A 22,409-nucleotide genomic window follows, 5' to 3' on the forward strand; every position below is an offset into this window, starting at 1 on the left:
GGCTTCGCAGCTAAAGCTGCTCCTACGGGAGGGCCTTGTAAATCAGCGATTTGTAATTTGTTTGATGAGAGTTGGCTTGCCGACGAGGACGGAGGCACAGTCGCAGCAGATGCTGTGAGCTTACTGGCCTCTTCGCGAGAGGGGCCAGATCACCGCCTCCGCCGGTCAGGCCGCTGGCACCGCCGAGGCGACGAACAGGCCGATGATCAGCCCCAGGCCAACCAGGAAAGAGATCGAGCGCAGCACCGCCAGGTCGGCCAGATAGAAAATGATGAACAGCAAGCGGCTGGTGATGAACAGCACCGCCAGCACATCGATGGTCACCAGCTGTGCATTGCCGGCGATGTGGGCAATGATCACTGCGGCGGCAAAGCCCGGCAGCACTTCGAAGCCGTTCAATTGCGCGGCATGGGCACGCCGTGGCAAGCCTTCCAGCCGATCCAGAAAATCCCTGGGGTCACGGTTATGACCCGATCGAAACTTGCCGCTGCTGGCCTTGGCAATAACCGAGCAGATCAGCGGCAGGAGAATCGCGATCAACACACACCAAAAAGCGACTGTCATAAGTTGATTCCTTATTTGAACTTCATTACCAGCATGCCGAGCAACACCAGACCACATGCTAAGAGCCGGGGCCGGCCAAAAGGTTCTTTCAGGTAACGCATGCCCATCAACACCACCAGCAATACGCTGACCTCGCGCAAGGCCGCCGCCTCCGCCACCGACCCCAGTTGCATGGCCCACAACACCAGGGCGTAGCTCAGCAGCACGCAAAGCCCGACACTCAGCCCGAGTGTCCACTGTTCGCGCCAGAACGTCATTAGCCCCTGATATTTGTAACAGGCTGCCAGCACCGGAAACGGCCAGGCACTGACCAGCGTCAGCCACACCAGATAATCCAGCGCCGGCACGCCCAGCTTGAGGGCCTGGCCGTCGATCCAGGTGTAGCTGCCGATGCACAGGCCAATCAGCCCGACCACCGGCAGCAGGCTCCAGGGCAAGCGCTCCCCGCCGCCACCTTGCCAGAGCAGGCAGACCATCCCGCACGGAATCAGCAAAATGCCAATGATCTGCTGGACACTCAGTTGCTCACCACCAGAGATCAGCGTCAGGGCCAGCACCACCAGCGGTGAGAGTCCGCGCATCAGCGGATACACCAGTCCCAGGTCACCCACCCGGTAAGCCTTGATCAGCAACGCGCGATACAGCAGTTCGAACAGCGCCGAAGCCACCAGCCAGGGCCAGACCTGCACCGGCGGCGGGCTGACGAAGCTGACCGCCAGTAATGCACACAGCAGTGCCACGCCGTCCATGCTGGCGATCACCAGCAAGCGCTCGGCACTGAACTTGACGAGGGTGTTCCACACCGCGTGCAGCACGGCCGCCACCAGTACCAGAGCTGTCGCCAACACGCGCTTTACTCCTTACTCAGAGAGCCCCCAGCATGACAGACAGGCCAACAGTCAAGGCAGCTAATGTGGCAAAAAATTTCTCAAACCGTGCACTATTACCCCTTCCCGGTGGTCAATCGCCTCCGCGCCGACACTTGCCGGGGCCGCTATACCCTCGATACGAAATGAATATGGATCTGCCAATACGGAACTACGGATGCTTGAACTTGCTGCTGCGTTTATCTGCCTGACCACCCTGCTCACTTACGTGAATTACCGCTTCATCGGCCTGCCACCCACCATTGGTGTGATGGTCACGGCACTGATCTTTTCCCTGCTGCTACAAGGCCTGAGCCTGTTGGGCTTTCCCGGCCTTGAAGAGCGCGTGGAACAGTTGATCGGCCAGATCGACTTTGGCGATCTACTGATGAACTGGATGCTGTCGTTTCTGCTGTTCGCCGGCGCCTTGCACGTCAACCTCGCAGACCTGAAGAGTTATCGCTGGCCCATCGGTCTGCTGGCGACCTTCGGCGTGCTGATCGCCACCTTTGTGATTGGCAGCCTGGCCTGGTGGATTTTCGCGATGTTCGGCTGGCACGTCAGTTTCCTGTATTGCCTGTTGTTCGGCGCGCTGATCTCGCCCACCGACCCGATCGCGGTGCTCGGCGTGCTACGGACCGCCAATGCCTCCAAACCCCTGAAAACCACCATCGTCGGTGAAAGCCTGTTCAACGACGGCACCGCCGTGGTGGTGTTCACCGTGCTGTTGGGCATCGCGCAACTGGGCGAGACCCCGAGCGTGACCGAGACCGCCATCCTGTTTGCCCACGAGGCCATCGGTGGAGTGCTGTACGGCGGCCTGATTGGCTATGCGGTGTATCTGATGATCAAGAGCATCGAGCAGTACCAGATCGAGGTGATGTTGACCCTGGCACTGGTCATCGGCGGTTCGGCGCTGGCTTCGGAACTGCACGTATCGGCGCCGATTGCCATGGTGGTGGCCGGCCTGATCATCGGCAATCTGGGCCGTAATCTGGCGATGAACGACATGACCCGCCGCTATATGGACGGTTTCTGGGAGTTGCTCGACGACATGCTCAATGCCCTGCTGTTCGCGCTGATCGGCATGGAGCTGCTGTTGTTGCCGTTCTCCTGGCTGCACCTGGCGGCCGCCGGCCTGTTGGCCGTGGCTATTGTGCTGTCGCGCTTTATCACCGTGGCGCCGGCGATTTTGCTGCTGCGCCGCTGGCGCAAGGTGCCGCAAGGCACGATCCGCATCCTGACCTGGGGCGGGCTGCGTGGCGGTGTGTCGGTGGCCTTGGCATTGGCGCTACCGCTCGGGCCGGAACGCGACATCGTGCTGAGCATCACCTACATCGTGGTGCTGCTGTCGATCCTGTTGCAGGGCCTGACCATTGGCAGGCTGGTGCGCTCGGTGACCGGCCAGCCGCAGGTAGCTGACTCAAACGCCGCAGCGCCGCACCCCGGCCATTGATCGGGCGGCGTCCGGGATGAGCAGATTGTGTTAAAAAATTTTCTGCCCATCCCGGCGCTGCACGTAAACTTGACGGCATGTCTGGAAGTCGCCTTGCAGGAGCAGAGATGTCCACCCCAGAGAAACCCGCCATGACCGGCGGCGCACCGATGATTCCCGATCAACGCCGCGAGCAGATGCTGCGTCAGTTGCGCAAGCATCAGGTGCTGAGCGTGCACCAACTGATGGACATGTTCGACTGCTCGCACATGACCATCCGCCGTGACATCGCCCTGCTGGAGCAGGAAGGCCGCGCCTACTCGGTCACCGGTGGCGTGCGGATCGCCAGCCAGTTGCACAGCGAGCCCAGCCACCAGTCCAAGGCCGTGGTGGAACTGCCGAACAAGCAAGCGATGGCGCGTCTGGCCGCCGCGCTGCTGCACCCGGACATGACGGTTTATCTGGATGCCGGCACCACGACGCTGGAAATCGTCCCGCACATTGCCGCGCTGTCGGGAATGACGGTGGTCACCAACGACTTTGGCATCGTCAATGCGCTGGCCGATGCCAACCATGTGGATGTGATTCACACCGGCGGCCTGCTCGACCACCCCAACCGCTCCAGCGTCGGCGGCCTGGCCGCCGCGACCCTGCGCCAGCTGGCGACCGACATCGCGTTCATGTCCACCAGTTCCTGGGATTTGCAGCGTGGCAGTACCACGCCTTCGGCGCTCAAGGTCGAGGTCAAACAGGCCGCTATGCAGTCGGCCTCGCGCAGTGTGCTGATCGCCAGCAGCTCCAAGTACGGCACCTTCGGCATGTACAAAGTCGCGGCGCTGGAACAGTTCGACAGCGTGATAACTGACGACGCCCTGACCCCGGCTGCCGCTGAAAGCATCCGCAACCAGCGCATCGAGCTGCTGCTGGCCTCTACCCCGGCGTAACCCTACCCGCCGTAGGAGCTGCTTTAGCAGCGAATCAGGTTTGGGTTTCGCTGCTAAAGCAGCTCCTGCCATTCACATGCCAAAGCCCCTGCCCAGGGGCTTTTTGCTGTCTGTGTGACGCAGATCAACAATGTGAACATTTGTTAAATAGAAAAAATACTTCACATTATCAGCTCACTGATCCACTATCAGATTCACATTTCAGAACAATTAAGCCGTCTGTTGGCATTCGGACATCTCTGAAAACGTAGGCGAGGCAGCCAGCGCAAGGCGAAAACCGGCGAAAAAGCGCAGTTTACGGATTGTAAATGAGCATTTTGAGCCGGTTTTCAACGCAGCGATGGCAACGCAGGTCGTTTTTAGAGGGGCCCGTGATGTGCAGCGGCGACGACCGAGGATGACAGCAATGACTCAATCGAATGTCGGTGTGATCGGCTTGGGCGCCATGGGTCTGGGCATTGCCCGCTCGCTGCTGCGCAATGGCTTCAAGGTGCATGCCTGTGACGTGCGCAGTGAAGTGGTTCAGGCTTTTGCCAACGAAGGTGGTGTCGCTGCCGCCTCGCCTGCTGCACTGGCTGGCGCCTGCGACATCATCATCACCGTGGTGGTCAACGCCGAGCAGACCGAAACCGTGCTGTTCGGTGACAACGGTGCCGTAGCTGCTCTGCGCCCTGGCAGTCTGGTGATCGGTTGCGCCACTGTCGCCCCGACCTTCGCCGTCGAGCTGGGCCAGCGCCTGGCCGATCAGGGCCTGCTGTACCTCGACGCGCCCATCTCCGGTGGCGCCGCCAAGGCCGCTGCCGGGCAAATGACCATGATGACCTCCGCCCCGGCCGACGCCTACGCCAAGGCCGAAGCCGTGCTGGCCGGCATGGCTGGCAAGGTTTACCGCCTCGGTGACGTCCATGGTCTGGGCTCGAAGGTCAAGATCATCAACCAGTTGCTGGCCGGTGTGCATATCGCCGCCAGCGCCGAAGCCATGGCCCTGGGCCTGCGCGAAGGCGTGGATGCCGATGCCCTGTACGAAGTGATCACCAACAGCGCCGGCAACTCGTGGATGTTCGAAAACCGCGTGCCGCACATCCTCAACGCTGACTACACGCCGCTGTCGGCGGTGGACATTTTCGTCAAGGACCTGGGCCTGGTGCTGGATACCGCCCGCACCAGCAAATTCCCGCTGCCGCTGTCGGCCACCGCACACCAGATGTTCATGCAGGCCTCCAGTGCCGGCTTTGGCCGTGAAGACGACTCGGCAGTGATCAAGATTTTCCCGGGCATCGAACTGCCAAAAGCCAAAGGGGAGCAATGATCATGACGAGCCCTTCCCGCCCGCTGCTCGGTTGCATCGCTGATGACTTCACCGGTGCCACGGACCTTGCCAACATGCTGGTACGCGGCGGCATGCGCACCGTACAGAGCATCGGCATCCCCAGCGCCGAAGTGGCTGCCGGCCTTGATGCCGACGCCATTGTCATCGCGCTGAAGTCGCGCACCACCCCGGCCGCCGAGGCGGTGGATGAATCCCTCGCCGCGCTGGAGTGGCTGCGCGAGCGTGGCTGCGAGCAGATCTTCTTCAAATACTGCTCGACCTTCGACTCCACTGCCGCCGGTAACATCGGCCAGGTCAGCGAAGCACTGCTGGCCAGACTGGGCGGTGACTTCAGCATTGCCTGCCCGGCGTTTCCGGAAAACGGCCGGACCATTTTCCGTGGTCACCTGTTTGTCCAGGACCAGTTGCTCAGTGAGTCGGGCATGCAGAATCACCCGCTGACGCCGATGGGCGACGCCAACCTGCTGCGCGTGCTGCAAGCACAAACCAAGGGCAAGGTCGGTCTGCTGCGCTATGACACCGTGGCCAAGGGCAGCGACGCGGTGCGTGCACGCATTGCCGAGCTGCGCGCCGAGGGCGTGAGCATGGCGATTGCCGATGCCGTGTCCGATGCCGACCTCTACACCCTGGGTGCAGCCTGTGCCGACCTGCCGCTGCTGACCGGCGGCTCCGGCCTGGCGCTGGGCCTGCCGGGCAACTTCCGCAAGGCCGGCAAGCTGCGCGACATCGACGCGGCCCAGAGCATCGCCATCGAAGGCGGTGAAGTGGTACTGGCCGGCAGCGCTTCGCTGGCCACCAATGGTCAGGTGCTGGCCTGGCTGGAAGCCGGTCGCCCGGCGCTGCGCATCGACCCGCTGGCGCTGGCCGCCGGTCAACCGGTGGTCGGGCAGGCGCTGGCCTTTGCCCGTGACGCCGGCCAGACCGTACTGATCTACGCCACCAGCACCCCGGACGAAGTCAAAGCGGTGCAGGAAAAACTCGGTGCCGAGCGTGCCGGTGCCATGGTCGAGGAGGCGCTGGGGCAGATCGCCAAGGGTCTGTTCGACGCGGGCGTGCGACGCTTTGTGGTCGCTGGCGGCGAGACCTCCGGCTCGGTGGTTCAGGCGCTGGGCGTGCAACTGCTGAAAATCGGCGCCCAGATCGACCCCGGTGTCCCGGCGACGGTCAGCGCCGGTGAACAACCGCTGGCCCTGGCCCTCAAGTCGGGCAACTTCGGCGCCCGCGACTTCTTCGCCAAAGCCCTCAAGCAATTGGCAGGAGCCGTCTGATGAGCAATGAAAAAGCCCTGCGCGAAGAAATCTGCGACGTGGGCCGCCTGCTGTATGGCCGTGGCTACACCGTCGGCAGCGCCGGCAATATCAGCGCCCGGCTCGACGACGGCTGGCTGATTACCCCGACCGATGCCTGCCTGGGCCGCATGCAGCCCGGCGACATCGCCAAGGTCAACCTGGCCGGTGAATGGGTCTCCGGCAGCAAGCCTTCCAAGACCCTGGCCCTGCACCGCCAGGTGTATGACCGCAATCCCGAGGTCGGCGGCGTGGTGCATACCCACTCCACCCATCTGGTGGCGTTGACCCTGGCCGGGGTGTGGCACGAAGACGACATTCTGCCGCCGCTGACGCCCTACCAGGTGATGAAGGTCGGCCATATTCCGCTGATCGGCTACCAGCGCCCCGGCTCGCCGATCGTCGCCGAGCGCGTCGCGCAACTGGCCAACAGCGTGCGCGGCGTGATGCTCGAACGGCTCGGCCCGGTGATCTGGGAAAGCTCGGTAGCCAAGGCCTGCTACGCCCTGGAAGAACTCGAAGAGACCGCCCGTTTGTGGCTGATGAGCAATCCCAAACCCGCTCCACTGCCGGAGCAGGCGCTCGAAGAGCTGCATCAGGTCTTCGGCGCCAAGTGGTAACCCCCGTTCCACATCCCGGCGCCGCCTTGCGGCGCCCTGCCAGCCCCGGCACTGCCGGACAACAATAAAAACAGGATGAAAGCATGACTCCATTAATGCTGATGCTAATCGCCGGTGCCGGTATCGCACTGCTGCTGTTTCTGGTCCTCAAGTACAAACTCCAGCCCTTCGTGGCCCTGATGCTGGTCAGCATCATCGTCGCGCTGGTAGCCGGGGTTAAGCCCGCCGATCTGGTTGCCACCATTGAGGGCGGCATGGGCAAGACCCTGGGGCATATCGCGATCATCATCGCCCTGGGCGCAATGATCGGGCGCATCATTGAGTTGTCAGGCGGTGCCGAGGCGCTGGCCAAAACGCTGATCGAACGCTTCGGCAACCGGCGCACACCGCTGGCCCTGACCGTCGCGGGCTTCATCGTCGGCATTCCGGTGTTCTTTGAGGTCGGGGTGATCATCCTCATGCCGCTGGCCTATGGCGTGGCGCGTACCGCACGCAAACCGCTGCTGATCTTCGCCCTGCCGATGTGCGCAGCATTGCTCGCGGTGCACGCCTTCCTGCCGCCGCATCCGGGTGCTGTTGCCGCTGCCAGCCAACTGGGCGCCGATCTGGGTCGGGTATTGCTGCTGGGTATTCCGCTGGTGGCGGTGGTTTGCGCGGTGGGTTACTTCATTGCCGGGCGCATGACCCGCAAGACCTACCCGATGACCGATGACATCCGGGCCGAGGTCTACGGCCCGCACGTGACCAACGCCGATCTGCAAGCCTGGGCGCGCAACGACTACTCCACGGTACGTGAAGTGGTGCAGGACAAAGAGTTCGGCGCCGAAGCCAGCGCCAGTAGCCTGGCCAAGAGCCTGCCAGCCGCACCGGCACCGGGTTTCGGGATGATCATCGCGCTGATCCTGCTGCCGATCGTGCTGATTCTGCTCGGCACCCTGGCCACCACCATGCTGCCGGTCGGTTCGACCCTGCGCGACATCCTGACCGTACTCGGCGCGCCGCTGGTGGCGCTGCTGATCGACACCCTGCTGTGTGCCTGGCTGCTCGGCTCGCGCCGTGGCTGGAGCCGCTCGCAGGTTTCTGATGTGATCGGCTCGGCGCTGCCGGGCGTGGCCATGGTGATCCTGATCGCCGGTGCTGGCGGCGTGTTCGGCAAGGTGCTGGTCGACACCGGTATCGGTGCGGTCGTTTCCGAAGCGCTGCGTCACACCGGCCTGCCGGTTCTGGCGCTGGGCTTTATCCTGACCATGCTGCTGCGTGCAGTACAGGGCTCGACCACCGTGGCGCTGGTCACCACCGCCGGTATTCTCAGCCCGCTGATTGCCACCCTGGACCTGTCGGCCAACCAGCTCGCGCTGCTGTGCCTGGCCATGGGCGGTGGCGGCCTGGCGATGTCGCACATCAACGACGCCGGGTACTGGATGTTCACCAAACTGGCCGGCCTGAACGTGGCCGACGGCTTGCGTACCTGGACTGTGCTGGTCACCCTGCTGGGCACCTTGGGGTTTGTATTCACCCTGCTGCTGTGGCCTTTTGTCTGACGCTTTGAAGACCGGAGTTAATATGCCTCGTTTCGCCGCCAACCTCAGCATGCTGTACCCGCAGCATGACTTCCTGGACCGCTTCGCTGCCGCTGCCGCCGACGGCTTTGCGGCGGTCGAGTATCTGTTCCCGTATGACTACAGCCCTCAGGAGTTGAAGCAGCGTCTTGATGACAACGCTCTGGTACAGGCGCTGTTCAACGCCCCACCGGGCGACTGGGCGGCGGGCGAGCGTGGCATCGCCAGCCTGCCGGGCCGTGAGCAAGAATTCCGGGGCGGTATCGCCAAGGCGCTGGAATATGCACAAGTGCTGGGCAATGACCGCATCCACGTGATGGCCGGTCTGCTGCCCAGCGAAGAGCTGCGCGCCAGGCATCAGGCGGTGTACCTGGAGAATCTGGCCTATGCGGCTGCCCAGGCAAAGCCCTTGGGTATTACGGTGCTGATTGAACCGATCAACACCCGTGACATGCCGGGTTTCTTCCTCAATCGTCAGGACCAGGCGCAAGCCATCGTGCAGCAGGTCGGTGCAGGCAATCTCAAGGTGCAGTTCGATTGCTACCACTGCCAGATCGTCGAAGGCGACCTGACCGCCAAACTGCGCCGCGACTTTGCCGGGATCGGCCACATCCAGATCGCCGGCGTGCCGGACCGTCACGAACCGAATCTGGGCGAGCTGAACTACGCGCACCTGTTCGAGGTGATCGACCAGTTGGGCTACACCGGCTGGATCGGCTGCGAGTACCGCCCCAAAGGCGATACCAGCGAAGGCCTGGAGTGGCTGCGCCGCCTGTAGGAGCGAGCCCGCTCGCGAAAGAGCCTGTCCAGGCGCAACATATCCAGCGCCTGGCAGGTAGCCTTCGCGACCAAGGTCGCTCCCACCGATGATCGACCAAATGACTATGCCGACTGGATTGGCTGCATAACCGATGCATGGTCTGGTTTATTCGTCTTCCGGCTGGTCGAACTGGTCCTTGATGTAGCGGATTTCAGTCCGGCCATGCGGCGCGGGCTGACCGTCTTCGCCGAGGTTGACGAAGACCATCTTCTCGACGGTCAGGATGCTCTTGCGGGTAATCTTGTTACGCACCTGGCAACGCAGGGTGATCGAGGTGCGGCCAAACTCGGTAGCGGTAATCCCCAGTTCGATGATGTCGCCCTGGCGCGAGGCGCTGACGAAGTTGATCTCCGAGATGTACTTGGTCACCACCCGCTGGTTACCCAGTTGCACGATGGCGTAGATCGCGGCCTCTTCGTCGATCCAGCGCAGCAGGCTGCCGCCAAACAGCGTGCCGTTAGGGTTGAGGTCTTCGGGTTTCACCCACTTGCGGGTATGGAAGTTCATGGTCTCTCCTGAGTGACTGCCGATGGATGGCCCCATCATGGCATATAAAACCTTGGGAACCATCGCAAGCACGGCTATACTGCCACCCGTTTTCAAACGGTCATCAACACTTGATACCGTTCCCGCCACCTGTCCGAGGGGCGCTGCAGCAGGTTTACCCTGTCAGGCTCGGATGGGGCGTTGCTCGCCAGCCTCCGGCTGCGGGCTTTATAGGTGTAAACCTGAACGCACAACGGCGCCCATTCATACTTTATGGAATGGAGTCTCTTCAATGAGCGCTGCAAACACGCCCGCAGATTTCAACGACTACAAGGTTGCCGACTTCTCCCTGGCCGCCTGGGGCCGTCGCGAAACCATCATTGCCGAATCGGAAATGCCTGCCCTGATGGGCCTGCGCCGCAAATACGCCGGTGAGCAACCGCTCAAGGGCGCGAAAATCATCGGCTGCATCCACATGACCATTCAGACTGCCGTGCTGATCGAAACCCTGGTTGCCCTGGGTGCCGAAGTACGCTGGTCGTCGTGCAACATCTTCTCGACCCAGGACCAGGCCGCTGCCGCCATCGCTGCTGCCGGTATTCCTGTGTTCGCCTGGAAAGGCGAGACCGAAGAAGAGTACGAGTGGTGCATCGAGCAGACCATCCTCAAGGACGGTCAGCCTTGGGACGCCAACATGATTCTGGACGACGGCGGCGACCTGACCGAAATCCTGCACAAGAAGTACCCGCAGATGCTCGAACGCATCCACGGCGTTACCGAAGAAACCACCACCGGCGTTCACCGTCTGCAAGAGATGCTGGCCAAAGGCGAGCTGAAGATCCCGGCCATCAACGTCAACGACTCGGTGACCAAGAGCAAGAACGACAACAAGTACGGTTGCCGTCACAGCCTCAACGACGCCATCAAGCGCGGCACCGACCACCTGCTGTCGGGCAAGCAAGCGCTGGTCATCGGCTACGGTGACGTGGGCAAGGGCTCGGCCCAGTCGCTGCGTCAGGAAGGCATGATCGTCAAGGTCACCGAAGTTGACCCGATCTGCGCCATGCAGGCATGCATGGACGGTTTCGAAGTGGTTTCGCCGTACATCAACGGTGAAAACGACGGCACCGAAGCCAGCGTCGACAAAGCCCTGCTGGGCAAGATCGACCTGATCGTGACCACCACCGGCAACGTCAACGTCTGCGACGCCGGCATGCTCAAGGCCCTGAAAAAGCGTGCTGTGGTGTGCAACATCGGTCACTTCGACAACGAAATCGACACGGCTTTCACCCGCAAGAACTGGGCGTGGGAAGAGGTCAAGCCACAGGTACACAAGATCCACCGTACCGGCCCGGGCAGCTTTGACCCGCATAACGACGACTACCTGATCCTGCTGGCCGAAGGCCGTCTGGTGAACCTGGGCAACGCCACCGGTCACCCGAGCCGCATCATGGACGGTTCGTTCGCCAACCAGGTGCTGGCGCAGATCTTCCTGTTCGAACAGAAGTACGCCGACCTGTCGGCCGAGCAGAAAGCCCAGCGTCTGACCGTTGAAGTACTGCCGAAAAAACTCGACGAAGAAGTGGCCCTGGAAATGGTCCGTGGCTTCGGCGGCGTAGTGACCAAACTGACCAAGACCCAGGCCGACTACATCGGCGTGACCGTCGAAGGCCCGTTCAAGCCAGACACTTACCGCTACTGATCAACGTCTGCCCTGTGGTGAAAATCCTGTAGGAGCGAGCTTGCTCGCGAAAGCAATCGACCAGGCGCAACATATGTTGTGCCTGGCATGGCCTCTTCGCGACCAAGGTCGCTCCTACCGGGGCAGCGATCAAGTTTCTGCGCGTTATCGCGGATATGTCCGCATCAATATGAGACCGGCCAGATGAGCCAAGAACGCCGCTACAGCTTCGAGTTCTTTCCGACCAAGACCGATGCTGGCCATGAAAAGCTGCTGAATGTTGCCCACCAACTGGCAGCCTACAATCCCGACTTTTTCTCCTGCACCTACGGTGCAGGCGGGTCGGCCCGTGACCGCCCGCTCAATACCGTGCTGCAGCTCGAAAACGAAGTCAAAGTTCCTGCCGCACCGCACCTGTCGTGGGTCGGGGACACCAAGACCGAACTGCGTGAGCTGTTGACGCAGTACAAGAACGCCGGCGTCAAACGCATCGTTGCCCTGCGCGGTGACCTGCCTTCGGGCATGGGTATGGCCAGCGGTGAGCTGCGCTACGCCAGCGACCTGGTGAGCTTCATTCGTGAAGAAACCGGCGACCACTTCCATATCGAAGTCGCCGCCTACCCGGAGATGCACCCGCAAGCGCGTAACTTCGACGACGACATCGCGCACTTCGTGACCAAGGTCAAGGCCGGTGCCGACAGCGCGATCACTCAGTATTTCTTCAGTGCCGACTGCTACTTCTACTTCATGGAGCGCGTGCGGAAGCTGGGTGTGGATATTCCCGTAGTACCCGGCATCATGCCGATCACCAACTACAGCAAGCTGGCGCGCTTCTCGGACGCCTGCGGTGCGGAAATCCCGCGCTGGGTCCGCAAGCAACTGGAAGCCTACAGTGACGATACGGCGAGCATCCAGGCGTTTGGCGAGCAGGTCGTGACCGAGATGAGCGAACGCCTGCTGCAGGGCGGCGCACCTGGGTTGCACTTCTACACGCTGAATCAGGCAGAACCGAGTCTGGCGATTTGGAACAATCTGAAGCTGCCTCGCTGAAAGCGCTGCGCGACGACCGTTCGGAACGTCGACAGCCTTTGATGGCCCTGAGGCATTGCTTCGGGGCCGTTCTCCTGATAAAAACCGTCATACAGCCGGACAGCCGTGCAGAACACCGATTCTGATATACTCCGGCCTTCCCGCCAGGCTTACGCCCGGACGCTGGGTCTTGCAATAGGCATCTCGATCGCGCCGATGCAGTCACGAGATGGATTTCTGACCCCGCAGCACCGGACGGGATCGCGTCCCGACAAGCTCCTGAAAATCTACAGCACACATACGCTGCAGGTTCAGGCAGCCTGAACGCCATTCCGCCAGGCATGATCATTCCAGAGCACAAGCTCCAAACCAGAACAGGATTTCTCATGTCCTTTGCTTCCCTCGGTCTCTCCGAGGCTCTAGTCCGCGCTGTCGAAGCGGCGGGCTACACCCAGCCTACTCCCGTGCAACAGCGGGCGATTCCCGCCGTGTTGCAAGGCCGCGATCTGATGGTCGCCGCCCAGACAGGTACTGGTAAGACCGGTGGTTTCGCCCTCCCGATCCTGGAGCGGCTGTTCCCCAACGGTCATCCGGACAAATCCCAGCGTCATGGCCCGCGCCAGCCGCGCGTACTGGTCCTGACCCCGACCCGCGAACTGGCCGCCCAGGTGCATGACAGCTTCAAGCTGTATGCCCGCGACCTGAAGTTCGTCAGCGCCTGCATTTTCGGCGGCGTAGGCATGAACCCGCAGGTCCAGGCCCTGGCCAAGGGCGTTGACGTGCTGGTCGCCTGCCCGGGCCGCCTGCTCGACCTGGCCGGCCAAGGCAGCGTCGACCTGTCCCACGTTGAAATCCTGGTCCTCGACGAAGCCGACCGCATGCTCGACATGGGCTTCGTCCATGACGTCAAGAAGGTCTTGGCCCGTCTGCCGGCCAAGCGCCAGAACCTGCTGTTCTCGGCGACCTTCTCCAATGACATCGTGTCGCTGGCCGGCAAGTTGCTGCACGACCCGGAGCGCATCGAAGTCACTCCGCCGAACACCACGGTCGAGCGCATCGAGCAGCGCGTCTTCCGCCTGCCATCGAGCCACAAGCGTGCGCTGCTGGCCCACCTGATCACTCAGGGTGCCTGGGAGCAGGTGCTGGTGTTCACCCGCACCAAGCACGGCGCCAACCGTCTGGCCGAGTACCTGACCAAACACGGTCTGAGCGCTGTGCCAATTCACGGCAACAAGAGCCAGAACGCCCGTACCAAAGCCCTGGCCGACTTCAAGGCCGGCGAAGTACGGATCATGGTTGCCACCGATATCGCCGCCCGCGGCCTGGACATCGACCAGTTGCCACATGTGGTCAACTTCGAACTGCCCAACGTCGACGAAGACTACGTGCACCGTATCGGCCGCACCGGCCGTGCGGGCCGCACCGGTGAGGCGATCTCGCTGGTGGCGCCAGACGAAGAGAAGCTGCTCAAGAGCATCGAGCGCATGACCCGGCAGAAGATCCCTGACGGTGACCTGCAAGGTTTCGACATCAACGCCGTAGAGGCCGAGAAGCCGGAAGTGCGCGAGCCGCGCCAGCCACGTAACCCGCGCAATGCTCGCGGCGAAGGCGGCGAGAAGTCCGAGAAGGGCAGCGGCGGCCGTCGTGACAAAGGCAAGGACAAAGGCCGCGAGAAAGACAAGGCCAAAGACAGCGCAGCGGCGCCGGCCGGTGAGCGTCCGGCCCGCAAGCCACGCGAGAAAAAGCCTCGCGAAGGCACTGGCCGTGACGGTGGTGGCCGTGAGCAACAGCCACAACGCGCCAGCACACCGCCACGTCCGCCGGCCAACCGTGATCCGGAAGAGTTTCTCGATGACGATGTAGACAACTTTGGCAACCGCGCCGACTACGTCAGCCCTTACCAGGGTAAGCCTGGCCAGGGTCGTGGCCGTCGCCCGGCCGGTCAGGGTGCCAGCAACGGTGCTGCTCGCCCGCATGGTCAAGGCCCGGCTCAGCCGCGCAGTAATGGCGGGGCACGCAACGCCAATGGCGGTTCAGGCCAGGGCAAGCGCACTGGCGGCGGTGCAGCACGCAGTGGTGCGCCACGCGGCCAGTCCCGTGATCGTCGCCCACTGCGCGAAGAGCCTGCCGTGCGTCCCCAGGAGCGTCAGCCCCCGCAACCCAAGATCATGCACAAGGAGTCGAAGATTGATCGCTTCCCGACGCCAGAAATGCTCGATCAGTTGCCAAGCCGCCCACGCGGTGAAAAACCCGCGCTGCTGACTCGCAACCGCGAAGACTGAGCGCCGGATGCAAAAACGACGACCCCAGGGTCGGCGTGTTTTTGTCTGCTCTCCCTGGCTTGCGGGTGGACCCATGGTGTTGGGGGCGCGGCGAATTACTTCTTCTGTACACCTTCAACAGTGATGTCCAGATCCAGAGTCTGAGAGCTCGGGCCTGGGCCTTTGATGCCGAAGTCGTTCAGGTTCAGCGTCGAGGTGCCGTTGAAGCCTGCGCGGTAGCCGCCCCATGGATCCTTGCCTTCGCCGTTGAAGGTTGCCTTGATCACGATCGGCTTGGTGACGCCGTGCAGAGTCAGGTCGCCCGTCACGTCAGCAGTCTTCTCGCCAGTGGATTTAACGCTGGTCGAAACGAACTTGGCTTCCGGGTATTTGCCGGCATCCAGGAAATCCTTGCTGAGGATGTGCTTGTCACGCTCGGCATGGTTGGTGAACAGGCTGGCGGTTTTCAGATCGACCGAGATCTTGCTCGCTTCCGGCTTGGCAGCATCAAAACTGAACTCGCCATCGAAGTCCTTGAACGTACCGTAGATGTAGCTGTAGCCCAGGTGGCTGATCTTGAAGTTGACGAAGGCGTGCTGGCCTTCCTTGTCGATCTTGTAATCAGCGGCCATGGCCTGGCCAGCGGTGAACAGTGCGGTACCCAGGGCCAGAGCGGCGAGAGACTTCTTCAACATGCTGTATTCCCTTTTTGGTTGAACTATCAATTACGACCCAGCATACGCTTGAGGGTCACATCACGATCAATGAAGTGGTGTTTCAAAGCAGCCAGGCCATGAAGCACCGCGAAGATCTCGATGGCCCAGGCCAGGTAAAAGTGGATCTGTCCTGCCGTTTCAGCCTGCTGCGGCAGTCCGCTGATCAGTGCTGGTACTTCAAACAGGCCGAATACCGGAATGCCCACACCGTCGGCGGTGGAGATCAGGTAGCCGGCGGTCATTACCGCAAACAACGCGACATACAAAAACAGATGGCCGAACGCCGCGCCAATGCGGGTCAACCTACTGTAGCTGGTCAGTGGTGGCGGCGGCGGGCTGACAAAACGCCAGATCACCCGAACCAGCATGGCGGCGAACAGGACCAGACCGATGCTCTTGTGCAGGTCAGGCCCGGCCTTGCGCCAGCTGTCGTAGTAATCCAGCCCCATCATCCACAGCCCCAGGCCAAACAGGCCGAACACCGTCAGCGCCACACCCCAGTGCAGCACCCGGCTGACCAGACCGTATCGAGAAGATGAATTACGTAGCTGCATTGCCTAATACCCTGTAAGACGTGTGATCAGACTAGCGATTTATCTATCGAAAAAAAGCGCAAAAAATTGCTCTGATGAATCGATAAACACGATCAATCCACCGGTCTTTTCACCGTGCGATTCAGACCATGGGATAACCCGCCGGTTCGCAGAGGGCCTGCAAACCGGGCACAACAGAGCATCAGCGATAAGAGATTAGGACGATATTAAGCAATGACAACTGGCCATCTGCTGGCGATGAACGGTAGGCGATGGCTATCTGGCCGATGGATCGGTTCAGCGCAAGTCGGAATGACTGATGTTATTGCCCGCAGGAGCGGCCGGGCGGCGATCCGCTTTAGCCGGGAAGCCTTCGCGGCTAAAGCCGCTCCTACAGGCCATCGCGGCGCCATTGGCGCGGGCTGACGCCGAACCAGCGACGGAAAGCGCGGGAGAAAGCGCTGGTTTCTGAATAACCGAGCAGCGGCGCCAGGTCGGAGATCGGCAACTGATGCTGGCTCAGGTAATGGGTGGCCAGTTCACGGCGCAGTGTGTCGACCACGCTCGAGAAACTCAGATTCTGTTCGCGCAGCCGCCTTTGCAGCGACCAACTGGTCATGCCCATCTGCTCGGCGACATCATCGAGCACCGGCTCACCAATCAGCAACTGCTGGCGAACGCGCTCGCGTACGTCGTCGGCAACCTCCAGCTCGCCGCGCAGGCTCAGGCGGCTGAGCTGGTTAAGCGAGTCCTGCATGACCAGCAGCAACACCGGATCACCCTGAGGCATGGCCCGCTGCAGGCCGCGCTTGGGGATTACCAGCGAGTTGCAAGGCTGCTCGAAGTACACCGGCGCATCGAACACCTTACAGTGCTCGTGCCAGTGCTCAGGGCGCGGGTGCTCGAAATGCACGGCACGCGGCGCCCACTGATTGCCCATTACATGGCGAACCAGATTCAGCGCCATGCCCAAGGTCAATTCGGCGTCCTGGCGGCGGCACAGAATCGCGCCGTGGCGCACTTGATAATCGAAGCGGTAGCACTCGCCCTCGTCCACCAGACGAATCAGGCTGTTGCGCTGGTGCAGCGGAAAGGCCCGGGCAAAGTTGATCAGCGCCTGCTCGACCGTAGCCGAGCACAGCCCGATATACCCCAGCAGCCCAAGCGCCTGGGGTTTGAATTGCTGGCCGTAGTACAGGCCGAAGTTATCGCAGCCAGACTGGCGTGATGCCTCTTCCAGCACCTGGCAATAATTGGGCAGCGCCAGGCTCAGGGTTGGATGGCTCAGTGCTTCAGGGTCGATACCCGACATACCGAGGATCCGATCCGGGTCACCGCCGTGCTTTTCGATAAAGCTGCACAAGCCGCTGGCGGCCGCAGCCAGCACGCCAGCGTTGCCCTGCCCGCCGCTGAGCAATGTCATTGCTGCCGGATGATCGGGCTGGCTGAGGATAGATCCCATCATCGCCTCCTTCGTGACAATTCATTTCAGAAAGCAAGAACCACGCCGCCATCTGTTCGCGGCTAAAACCGCTCTAAAACGGCGTTTTCAACATTTGCTCGGGTTACTTGCAGAAACGAACGCCCCAAAACGGGTCATCAGGAAACAACCGCACCCGAACCGCGCAGCCGATTTGACTCTGCACGACACCGCCGACGCATACCCTGAAAACTTGACCCTGGACGACAGCCAGCCAAGCTCAAGGTCAAGTCGAGAACATGAAAGCGACTCATGATTGGCCCAGACCTGTCTGAACTGCCCGTTCGTACAACAACAAAAAGCCGCATCGGAGAATTCGCATGATCTACGCCAAACCCGGTACACCAGGCGCCGTTATCACGCTCAAGCCGCGCTATGCCAATTACATTGGTGGTGAATTCACCGCGCCATTGGGCGGCCAGTACTTCAGCAACACCAGCCCGGTAGACGGCTCGCTGATTGGTGAGTTTCCACGCTCCGACAGCGCCGATATCAACAAGGCGCTGGATGCCGCCCACGCCGCAGCCCAAGCCTGGGGCAAGACCTCGGTACAGGACCGCTCGCTGATCCTGCTCAAGATCGCCGACCGCATCGAGGCCAACCTTGAACAACTGGCCGTGGCCGAGACCTGGGACAACGGCAAGGCGGTGCGCGAAACCCTCAATGCCGATGTGCCGCTGGCCGCTGACCACTTTCGCTACTTCGCCGGCTGCATCCGCGCCCAGGAAGGCAGCAGCGCCGAAATCAACGAGCACACCGCCGCCTACCATTTCCATGAACCGCTGGGCGTGGTCGGCCAGATCATCCCGTGGAACTTCCCGCTGCTGATGGCCGCCTGGAAACTCGCCCCGGCGTTGGCCGCAGGCAATTGCGTGGTGCTCAAACCGGCCGAACAAACCCCGTTGTCGATCACCGTGTTCGCCGAACTGGTCGGTGACCTGCTGCCGCCGGGTGTGCTGAATATCGTTCAGGGCTATGGCCGGGAAGCCGGCGAAGCCCTGGCCACCAGCACCCGCATCGCCAAGATCGCCTTCACCGGTTCGACTCCGGTGGGCTCGCACATCATGAAATGCGCGGCCACCAATATCATCCCGAGCACCGTGGAGCTGGGCGGCAAGTCGCCGAACATCTTCTTCGAAGACATCATGAATGCAGAGCCTGCGTTCATCGAAAAAGCCGCCGAAGGCCTGGTGCTGGCGTTCTTCAATCAGGGCGAAGTCTGTACCTGCCCTTCCCGCGCCCTGGTGCAGGAGTCGATCTTCGAACCGTTCATGGAACAGGTGCTGAAGAAGATCAAAGCCATCAAGCGCGGCAACCCGCTGGACACCGACACCATGGTCGGCGCCCAGGCCTCGCAGCAACAGTACGACAAGATCCTTGGCTATCTGGACATCGCCCAACAGGAAGGTGCCGAGCTGCTCGCAGGCGGCGCGGTCGAGAAGCTGGAGGGTGACCTGGCCAGCGGTTATTACATCCAGCCGACCCTGCTCAAGGGCAGCAACAGCATGCGCGTGTTCCAGGAAGAGATTTTCGGCCCGGTGGTCGGCGTGACCACCTTCAAGGACGAAGCCGAAGCCCTGGCGCTTGCCAACGACACCGAGTTCGGTCTCGGCGCCGGGGTCTGGACCCGCGATATCAATCGCGCCTACCGCATGGGCCGGGGCATCAAGGCCGGCCGCGTGTGGACCAACTGCTATCACCTGTACCCGGCGCATGCTGCATTTGGCGGCTATAAAAAGTCCGGGGTCGGGCGTGAAACCCACAAGATGATGCTCGACCACTACCAGCAGACCAAAAACCTGCTGATCAGCTACGACATCAACCCGCTGGGGTTCTTTTGATCTGCCACAAGCCCAACACGACAACGCCCCGCCGCCGGGCGGCGGGTGCGTGAAGGAGTTCTGACATGTCCAAAGAAACCCTCTCCACACCGCCCTCGCACGGCGGTGTGGAAACCGAAGCCGTCAGTGCCGACTATTTCGCCAACCGCCAGCTCAAGCAAGGTGCGGCCGGCTGGGTGCTGCTGATCGGCCTGGGCGTTGCCTATGTGATTTCCGGCGACTATGCCGGCTGGAACTTCGGCCTGGCCCAGGGGGGCTGGGGCGGTATGTTCATCGCCACCTTGCTGATGGCGACCATGTACCTGTGCATGTGCTTCTCGCTGGCCGAGTTGTCCTCGATGATCCCCACCGCCGGTGGCGGCTACGGTTTTACCCGCACGGCATTCGGCCCTTGGGGCGGGTTTCTGACCGGCACTGCAATCCTCATCGAGTACGCCATCGCCCCGGCCGCCATTGCCTGCTTTATCGGCGCTTATTGCGAGTCGCTGTTCGGCATCGGCGGCTGGGTGATCTACCTGGTGTTCTATGTGGTGTTCATCGGCATTCACATTCTCGGTGCCGGTGAAGCCCTGAAGCTGATGTTCGCCATCACCGCCGTGGCGGCCATCGCCCTGGCGGTGTACATCATCGCAATGGTCCCGCACTTCCAGCTCGCCAACCTGTTCGACATTCCGGCCACCGAGGCCAAGGGCGCGAGCAGCTTCCTGCCGTTCGGCTATATCGGTATCTGGGCCGCCCTGCCCTATGCCATCTGGTTCTTCCTGGCGGTAGAAGGGGTGCCACTGGCCGCCGAAGAAACCAAGGATCCCAAGCGTGATCTGCCGCGCGGACTGATCGGCGCCATGCTGGTGCTGCTGGCCTTCGCCGGGTTGATCCTGCTGGTCGGCCCTGGCGCAGCCGGCGCCCAGGCGCTGGTGGCCTCCGGCAACCCGCTGGTCGAATCGCTGGTCAAGGTCTATGGCGGCTCGACCTGGATGAGCCAGTTCGTCAACCTGGTCGGCCTGGCCGGTCTGATCGCCAGCTTCTTCTCGATCATCTATGCCTACTCGCGGCAGATCTTTGCCTTGTCTCGTGCAGGCTACCTGCCACGCGGGCTGTCGCTGACCAACCGCAACAAAGCGCCGGTCATGGCCCTGATCGTACCGGGCATCATCGGTTTTGGCCTGTCGCTGAGCGGCCAGGGCGACCTGCTGATTCTGGTCGCGGTTTTCGGCGCCACGCTGTCGTATGTACTGATGATGGCCGCCCACATCACCTTGCGCGTTCGCCGTCCTGACATGCCGCGGCCGTACCGTACCCCTGGCGGCATACTGACTTCGGGCGTGGCTCTGGTGCTGGCAGCAGTGGCGCTGGTGGCGGGCTTCCTGGTTGATCCACGGGTCGTGATCGGCGCGGCCGTCATCTACGCTCTGTTGATTGCCTACTTCGCCCTGTACAGCCGCCACCATCTGGTGTCAGGCACCCCGGAAGAAGAGTTCGCGGCGATTCAGGCGGCCGAACAGTCACTGCGTTAACCCCTTGCAGCGGCCGCTGAAAAGCGGCCGCCACAGGAGAAATGATTCATGGCCGGATTTACCCACACCATCGCCCACATGACCTGGCACTTCGACAGCCTGCGCGAGCTGCTGGCCAAGGCCAGCCCGGCCCGTTCCGGAGACTATCTGGCTGAAGTCGCGGCGCAGAATGACGCCGAACGCGCCGCAGCGCAGATGGCCCTGGCCGATGTGCCACTCAAGCACTTCTTGCAGGAAGTGGTGATCCCTTACGAGCGCGACGAAGTGACCCGGCTGATCATCGACAGCCACGACGCGTTGGCCTTTGCCCCGGTCAGCCATCTGACCGTTGGCGGGCTGCGCGACTGGCTGCTCAGCGAACAGGCTAACGAAACCAGCCTCAAAGCCCTGGCGCCGGGCCTGACTCCGGAAATGGCCGCTGCGGTGTCGAAGATCATGCGCATCCAGGACCTGGTGCTGGTCGCGCAAAAAACCCGTGTCGAAACCCGCTTTCGCAACACCCAGGGCCTGCGCGGCCGGATGTCTACCCGCCTGCAGCCCAACCACCCCACCGACGATCCGGCCGGCATTGCCGCGAGCATCGTCGACGGCCTGCTGTACGGCAACGGCGACGCCATGATTGGCATCAACCCGGCCACCGACAGCATGAGCTCGATCTGCACCTTGCTGGAGATGCTCGACGCAATCATCCAGCGCTACCAGATTCCCACCCAGTCTTGCGTGCTGACCCACGTCACCAGCTCGATCGCCGCCATCGAGCGCGGCGCGCCGCTGGACCTGGTGTTCCAGTCCATCGCCGGCACCGAGGCGGCCAACGCCAGCTTCGGGGTCAGCCTGAAGATTCTCCAGGAAGGCTACGAGGCCGGCTTGAGCCTCAAGCGCGGCACTCTGGGCAACAACCTGATGTACTTCGAAACCGGCCAGGGCAGTGCGTTGTCGGCCAACGCCCACCACGGCGTCGACCAGCAGACCTGCGAGACCCGCGCCTATGGTGTGGCGCGGCATTTCAATCCGTTTCTGGTCAACACCGTGGTCGGCTTCATCGGCCCGGAGTACCTGTACAACGGCAAGCAGATCATCCGCGCCGGGCTGGAAGACCACTTCTGCGGCAAGCTGCTGGGCGTGCCCATGGGCTGTGACATCTGCTACACCAACCATGCCGAGGCCGATCAGGACGATATGGACGTGCTGCTGACCCTGCTGGGCGCAGCGGGCATCAACTTCATCATGGGGATTCCAGGCTCTGATGACGTGATGCTCAACTACCAGACCACCTCGTTCCACGATGCGTTGTATGCACGCAAAGTGCTGGGCCTGCACGCCGCGCCGGAGTTCGAGGCGTGGCTGGCGCGCATGGGTATCTTCCAGCAACAGGGCGGACAATTGCGCATGGGCGACGAACTGCCGCCAGCGTTTCGCCAGGCCCTGGCACAACTGGCTTGAG

Annotated in this window: 19 protein-coding genes and 1 riboswitch; of the genes, 13 read left to right on the forward strand and 6 right to left on the reverse strand. The window is 62.0% G+C overall.

What is annotated here, in order from left to right:
* Positions 1–165 precede the first annotated feature (165 nt).
* Positions 166–564, reverse strand: coding sequence for an MAPEG family protein (locus NRB16_RS17465; protein WP_045486221.1), 399 nt, complete (start codon positions 562–564; stop codon positions 166–168).
* Between the two features lie 11 nt (positions 565–575).
* On the reverse strand, positions 576–1,412 hold the full coding sequence (locus NRB16_RS17470) for a DMT family transporter (protein ID WP_045486218.1): 837 nt from the start codon (positions 1,410–1,412) through the stop codon (positions 576–578).
* A 196-nt stretch (positions 1,413–1,608) separates the two neighbouring features.
* Here NRB16_RS17470 and NRB16_RS17475 point away from each other — a divergent pair, with 196 nt between their 5' ends.
* The 7 genes from NRB16_RS17475 to otnI all read left to right on the forward strand — a co-directional run bounded on the left by NRB16_RS17475 (position 1,609) and on the right by otnI (position 9,382).
* Complete coding sequence (locus NRB16_RS17475) at positions 1,609–2,886, forward strand: sodium:proton antiporter (protein WP_045486215.1); 1,278 nt, start codon at positions 1,609–1,611, stop codon at positions 2,884–2,886.
* 107 nt (positions 2,887–2,993) lie between these two features.
* Entirely contained in the window at positions 2,994–3,809 is an 816-nt protein-coding gene (locus NRB16_RS17480) for a DeoR/GlpR family DNA-binding transcription regulator (protein WP_045486211.1), read from the forward strand.
* Between the two features lie 340 nt (positions 3,810–4,149).
* Positions 4,150–5,118: an L-threonate dehydrogenase gene (gene ltnD / locus NRB16_RS17485; RefSeq protein WP_269451204.1), complete on the forward strand. Its 969-nt coding sequence runs from the start codon at positions 4,150–4,152 to the stop codon at positions 5,116–5,118.
* A 2-nt stretch (positions 5,119–5,120) separates the two neighbouring features.
* On the forward strand, positions 5,121–6,407 hold the full coding sequence (otnK, locus tag NRB16_RS17490; RefSeq protein ID WP_373568475.1) for a 3-oxo-tetronate kinase: 1,287 nt from the start codon (positions 5,121–5,123) through the stop codon (positions 6,405–6,407).
* Entirely contained in the window at positions 6,407–7,045 is a 639-nt protein-coding gene (locus tag NRB16_RS17495) for an aldolase (RefSeq protein ID WP_253142922.1), read from the forward strand. The genes otnK and NRB16_RS17495 overlap by 1 nt, the downstream gene beginning before the upstream one ends.
* An 83-nt stretch (positions 7,046–7,128) precedes the next feature.
* The gene (locus tag NRB16_RS17500; RefSeq protein WP_045486204.1) at positions 7,129–8,586 is read left to right on the forward strand and encodes an SLC13 family permease; all 1,458 of its coding nucleotides are present in this window, start codon (positions 7,129–7,131) and stop codon (positions 8,584–8,586) included.
* Between the two features lie 22 nt (positions 8,587–8,608).
* Positions 8,609–9,382, forward strand: coding sequence for a 2-oxo-tetronate isomerase (gene otnI, locus NRB16_RS17505; RefSeq protein ID WP_257106567.1), 774 nt, complete (start codon positions 8,609–8,611; stop codon positions 9,380–9,382).
* Positions 9,383–9,529: 147 nt separating this feature from the next.
* On the opposite strand, the gene NRB16_RS17510 is transcribed toward otnI, so the two are convergent.
* Positions 9,530–9,931, reverse strand: a complete 402-nt coding sequence (locus NRB16_RS17510) for an acyl-CoA thioesterase (protein WP_045486199.1) — start codon at positions 9,929–9,931, stop codon at positions 9,530–9,532.
* Positions 9,932–10,060: 129 nt separating this feature from the next.
* A riboswitch (S-adenosyl-L-homocysteine riboswitch) is annotated at positions 10,061–10,179 on the forward strand.
* Positions 10,180–10,202: 23 nt separating this feature from the next.
* Between NRB16_RS17510 and ahcY the strand changes: the two genes are divergently transcribed.
* The 3 genes from ahcY to NRB16_RS17525 all read left to right on the forward strand — a co-directional run bounded on the left by ahcY (position 10,203) and on the right by NRB16_RS17525 (position 14,902).
* Positions 10,203–11,612 carry an adenosylhomocysteinase gene (gene ahcY / locus NRB16_RS17515; protein WP_045486196.1) on the forward strand — a complete coding sequence of 470 codons (1,410 nt, stop codon included), beginning with the start codon at positions 10,203–10,205 and terminating at the stop codon, positions 11,610–11,612.
* A gap of 183 nt (positions 11,613–11,795) precedes the next feature.
* Positions 11,796–12,641 (forward strand): methylenetetrahydrofolate reductase [NAD(P)H], encoded by an 846-nt coding sequence (gene metF, locus NRB16_RS17520; RefSeq protein WP_257106568.1) that lies wholly within the window; start codon positions 11,796–11,798, stop codon positions 12,639–12,641.
* Between the two features lie 365 nt (positions 12,642–13,006).
* Complete coding sequence (locus NRB16_RS17525) at positions 13,007–14,902, forward strand: DEAD/DEAH box helicase (RefSeq protein ID WP_045486191.1); 1,896 nt, start codon at positions 13,007–13,009, stop codon at positions 14,900–14,902.
* Between the two features lie 95 nt (positions 14,903–14,997).
* Here the strand turns inward: NRB16_RS17525 and NRB16_RS17530 are convergent, their stop codons facing one another.
* The 3 genes from NRB16_RS17530 to NRB16_RS17540 form a co-directional block, all read right to left on the reverse strand.
* Positions 14,998–15,576, reverse strand: a complete 579-nt coding sequence (locus NRB16_RS17530) for a YceI family protein (protein WP_045486189.1) — start codon at positions 15,574–15,576, stop codon at positions 14,998–15,000.
* 26 nt (positions 15,577–15,602) lie between these two features.
* Positions 15,603–16,151 carry a cytochrome b gene (locus NRB16_RS17535; RefSeq protein WP_257106569.1) on the reverse strand — a complete coding sequence of 183 codons (549 nt, stop codon included), beginning with the start codon at positions 16,149–16,151 and terminating at the stop codon, positions 15,603–15,605.
* Between the two features lie 370 nt (positions 16,152–16,521).
* Positions 16,522–17,592, reverse strand: a complete 1,071-nt coding sequence (locus tag NRB16_RS17540) for an AraC family transcriptional regulator (RefSeq protein WP_045486185.1) — start codon at positions 17,590–17,592, stop codon at positions 16,522–16,524.
* Between the two features lie 338 nt (positions 17,593–17,930).
* Here NRB16_RS17540 and NRB16_RS17545 point away from each other — a divergent pair, with 338 nt between their 5' ends.
* The 3 genes from NRB16_RS17545 to NRB16_RS17555 all read left to right on the forward strand — a co-directional run bounded on the left by NRB16_RS17545 (position 17,931) and on the right by NRB16_RS17555 (position 22,408).
* Positions 17,931–19,451, forward strand: coding sequence for an aldehyde dehydrogenase family protein (locus tag NRB16_RS17545; RefSeq protein WP_257106570.1), 1,521 nt, complete (start codon positions 17,931–17,933; stop codon positions 19,449–19,451).
* Positions 19,452–19,516: 65 nt separating this feature from the next.
* A complete protein-coding gene (gene eat, locus NRB16_RS17550; RefSeq protein WP_045486181.1) occupies positions 19,517–20,965 on the forward strand; it encodes an ethanolamine permease in 1,449 nt (482 codons plus the stop codon).
* Positions 20,966–21,013: 48 nt separating this feature from the next.
* A complete protein-coding gene (locus tag NRB16_RS17555; RefSeq protein ID WP_045486179.1) occupies positions 21,014–22,408 on the forward strand; it encodes an ethanolamine ammonia-lyase subunit EutB in 1,395 nt (464 codons plus the stop codon).
* The last annotated feature ends 1 nt before the right edge of the window (position 22,409 follow it).

Origin of the sequence: Pseudomonas sp. LJDD11 (assembly GCF_024584215.1) — a bacterium.
Taxonomy (GTDB): domain Bacteria; phylum Pseudomonadota; class Gammaproteobacteria; order Pseudomonadales; family Pseudomonadaceae; genus Aquipseudomonas.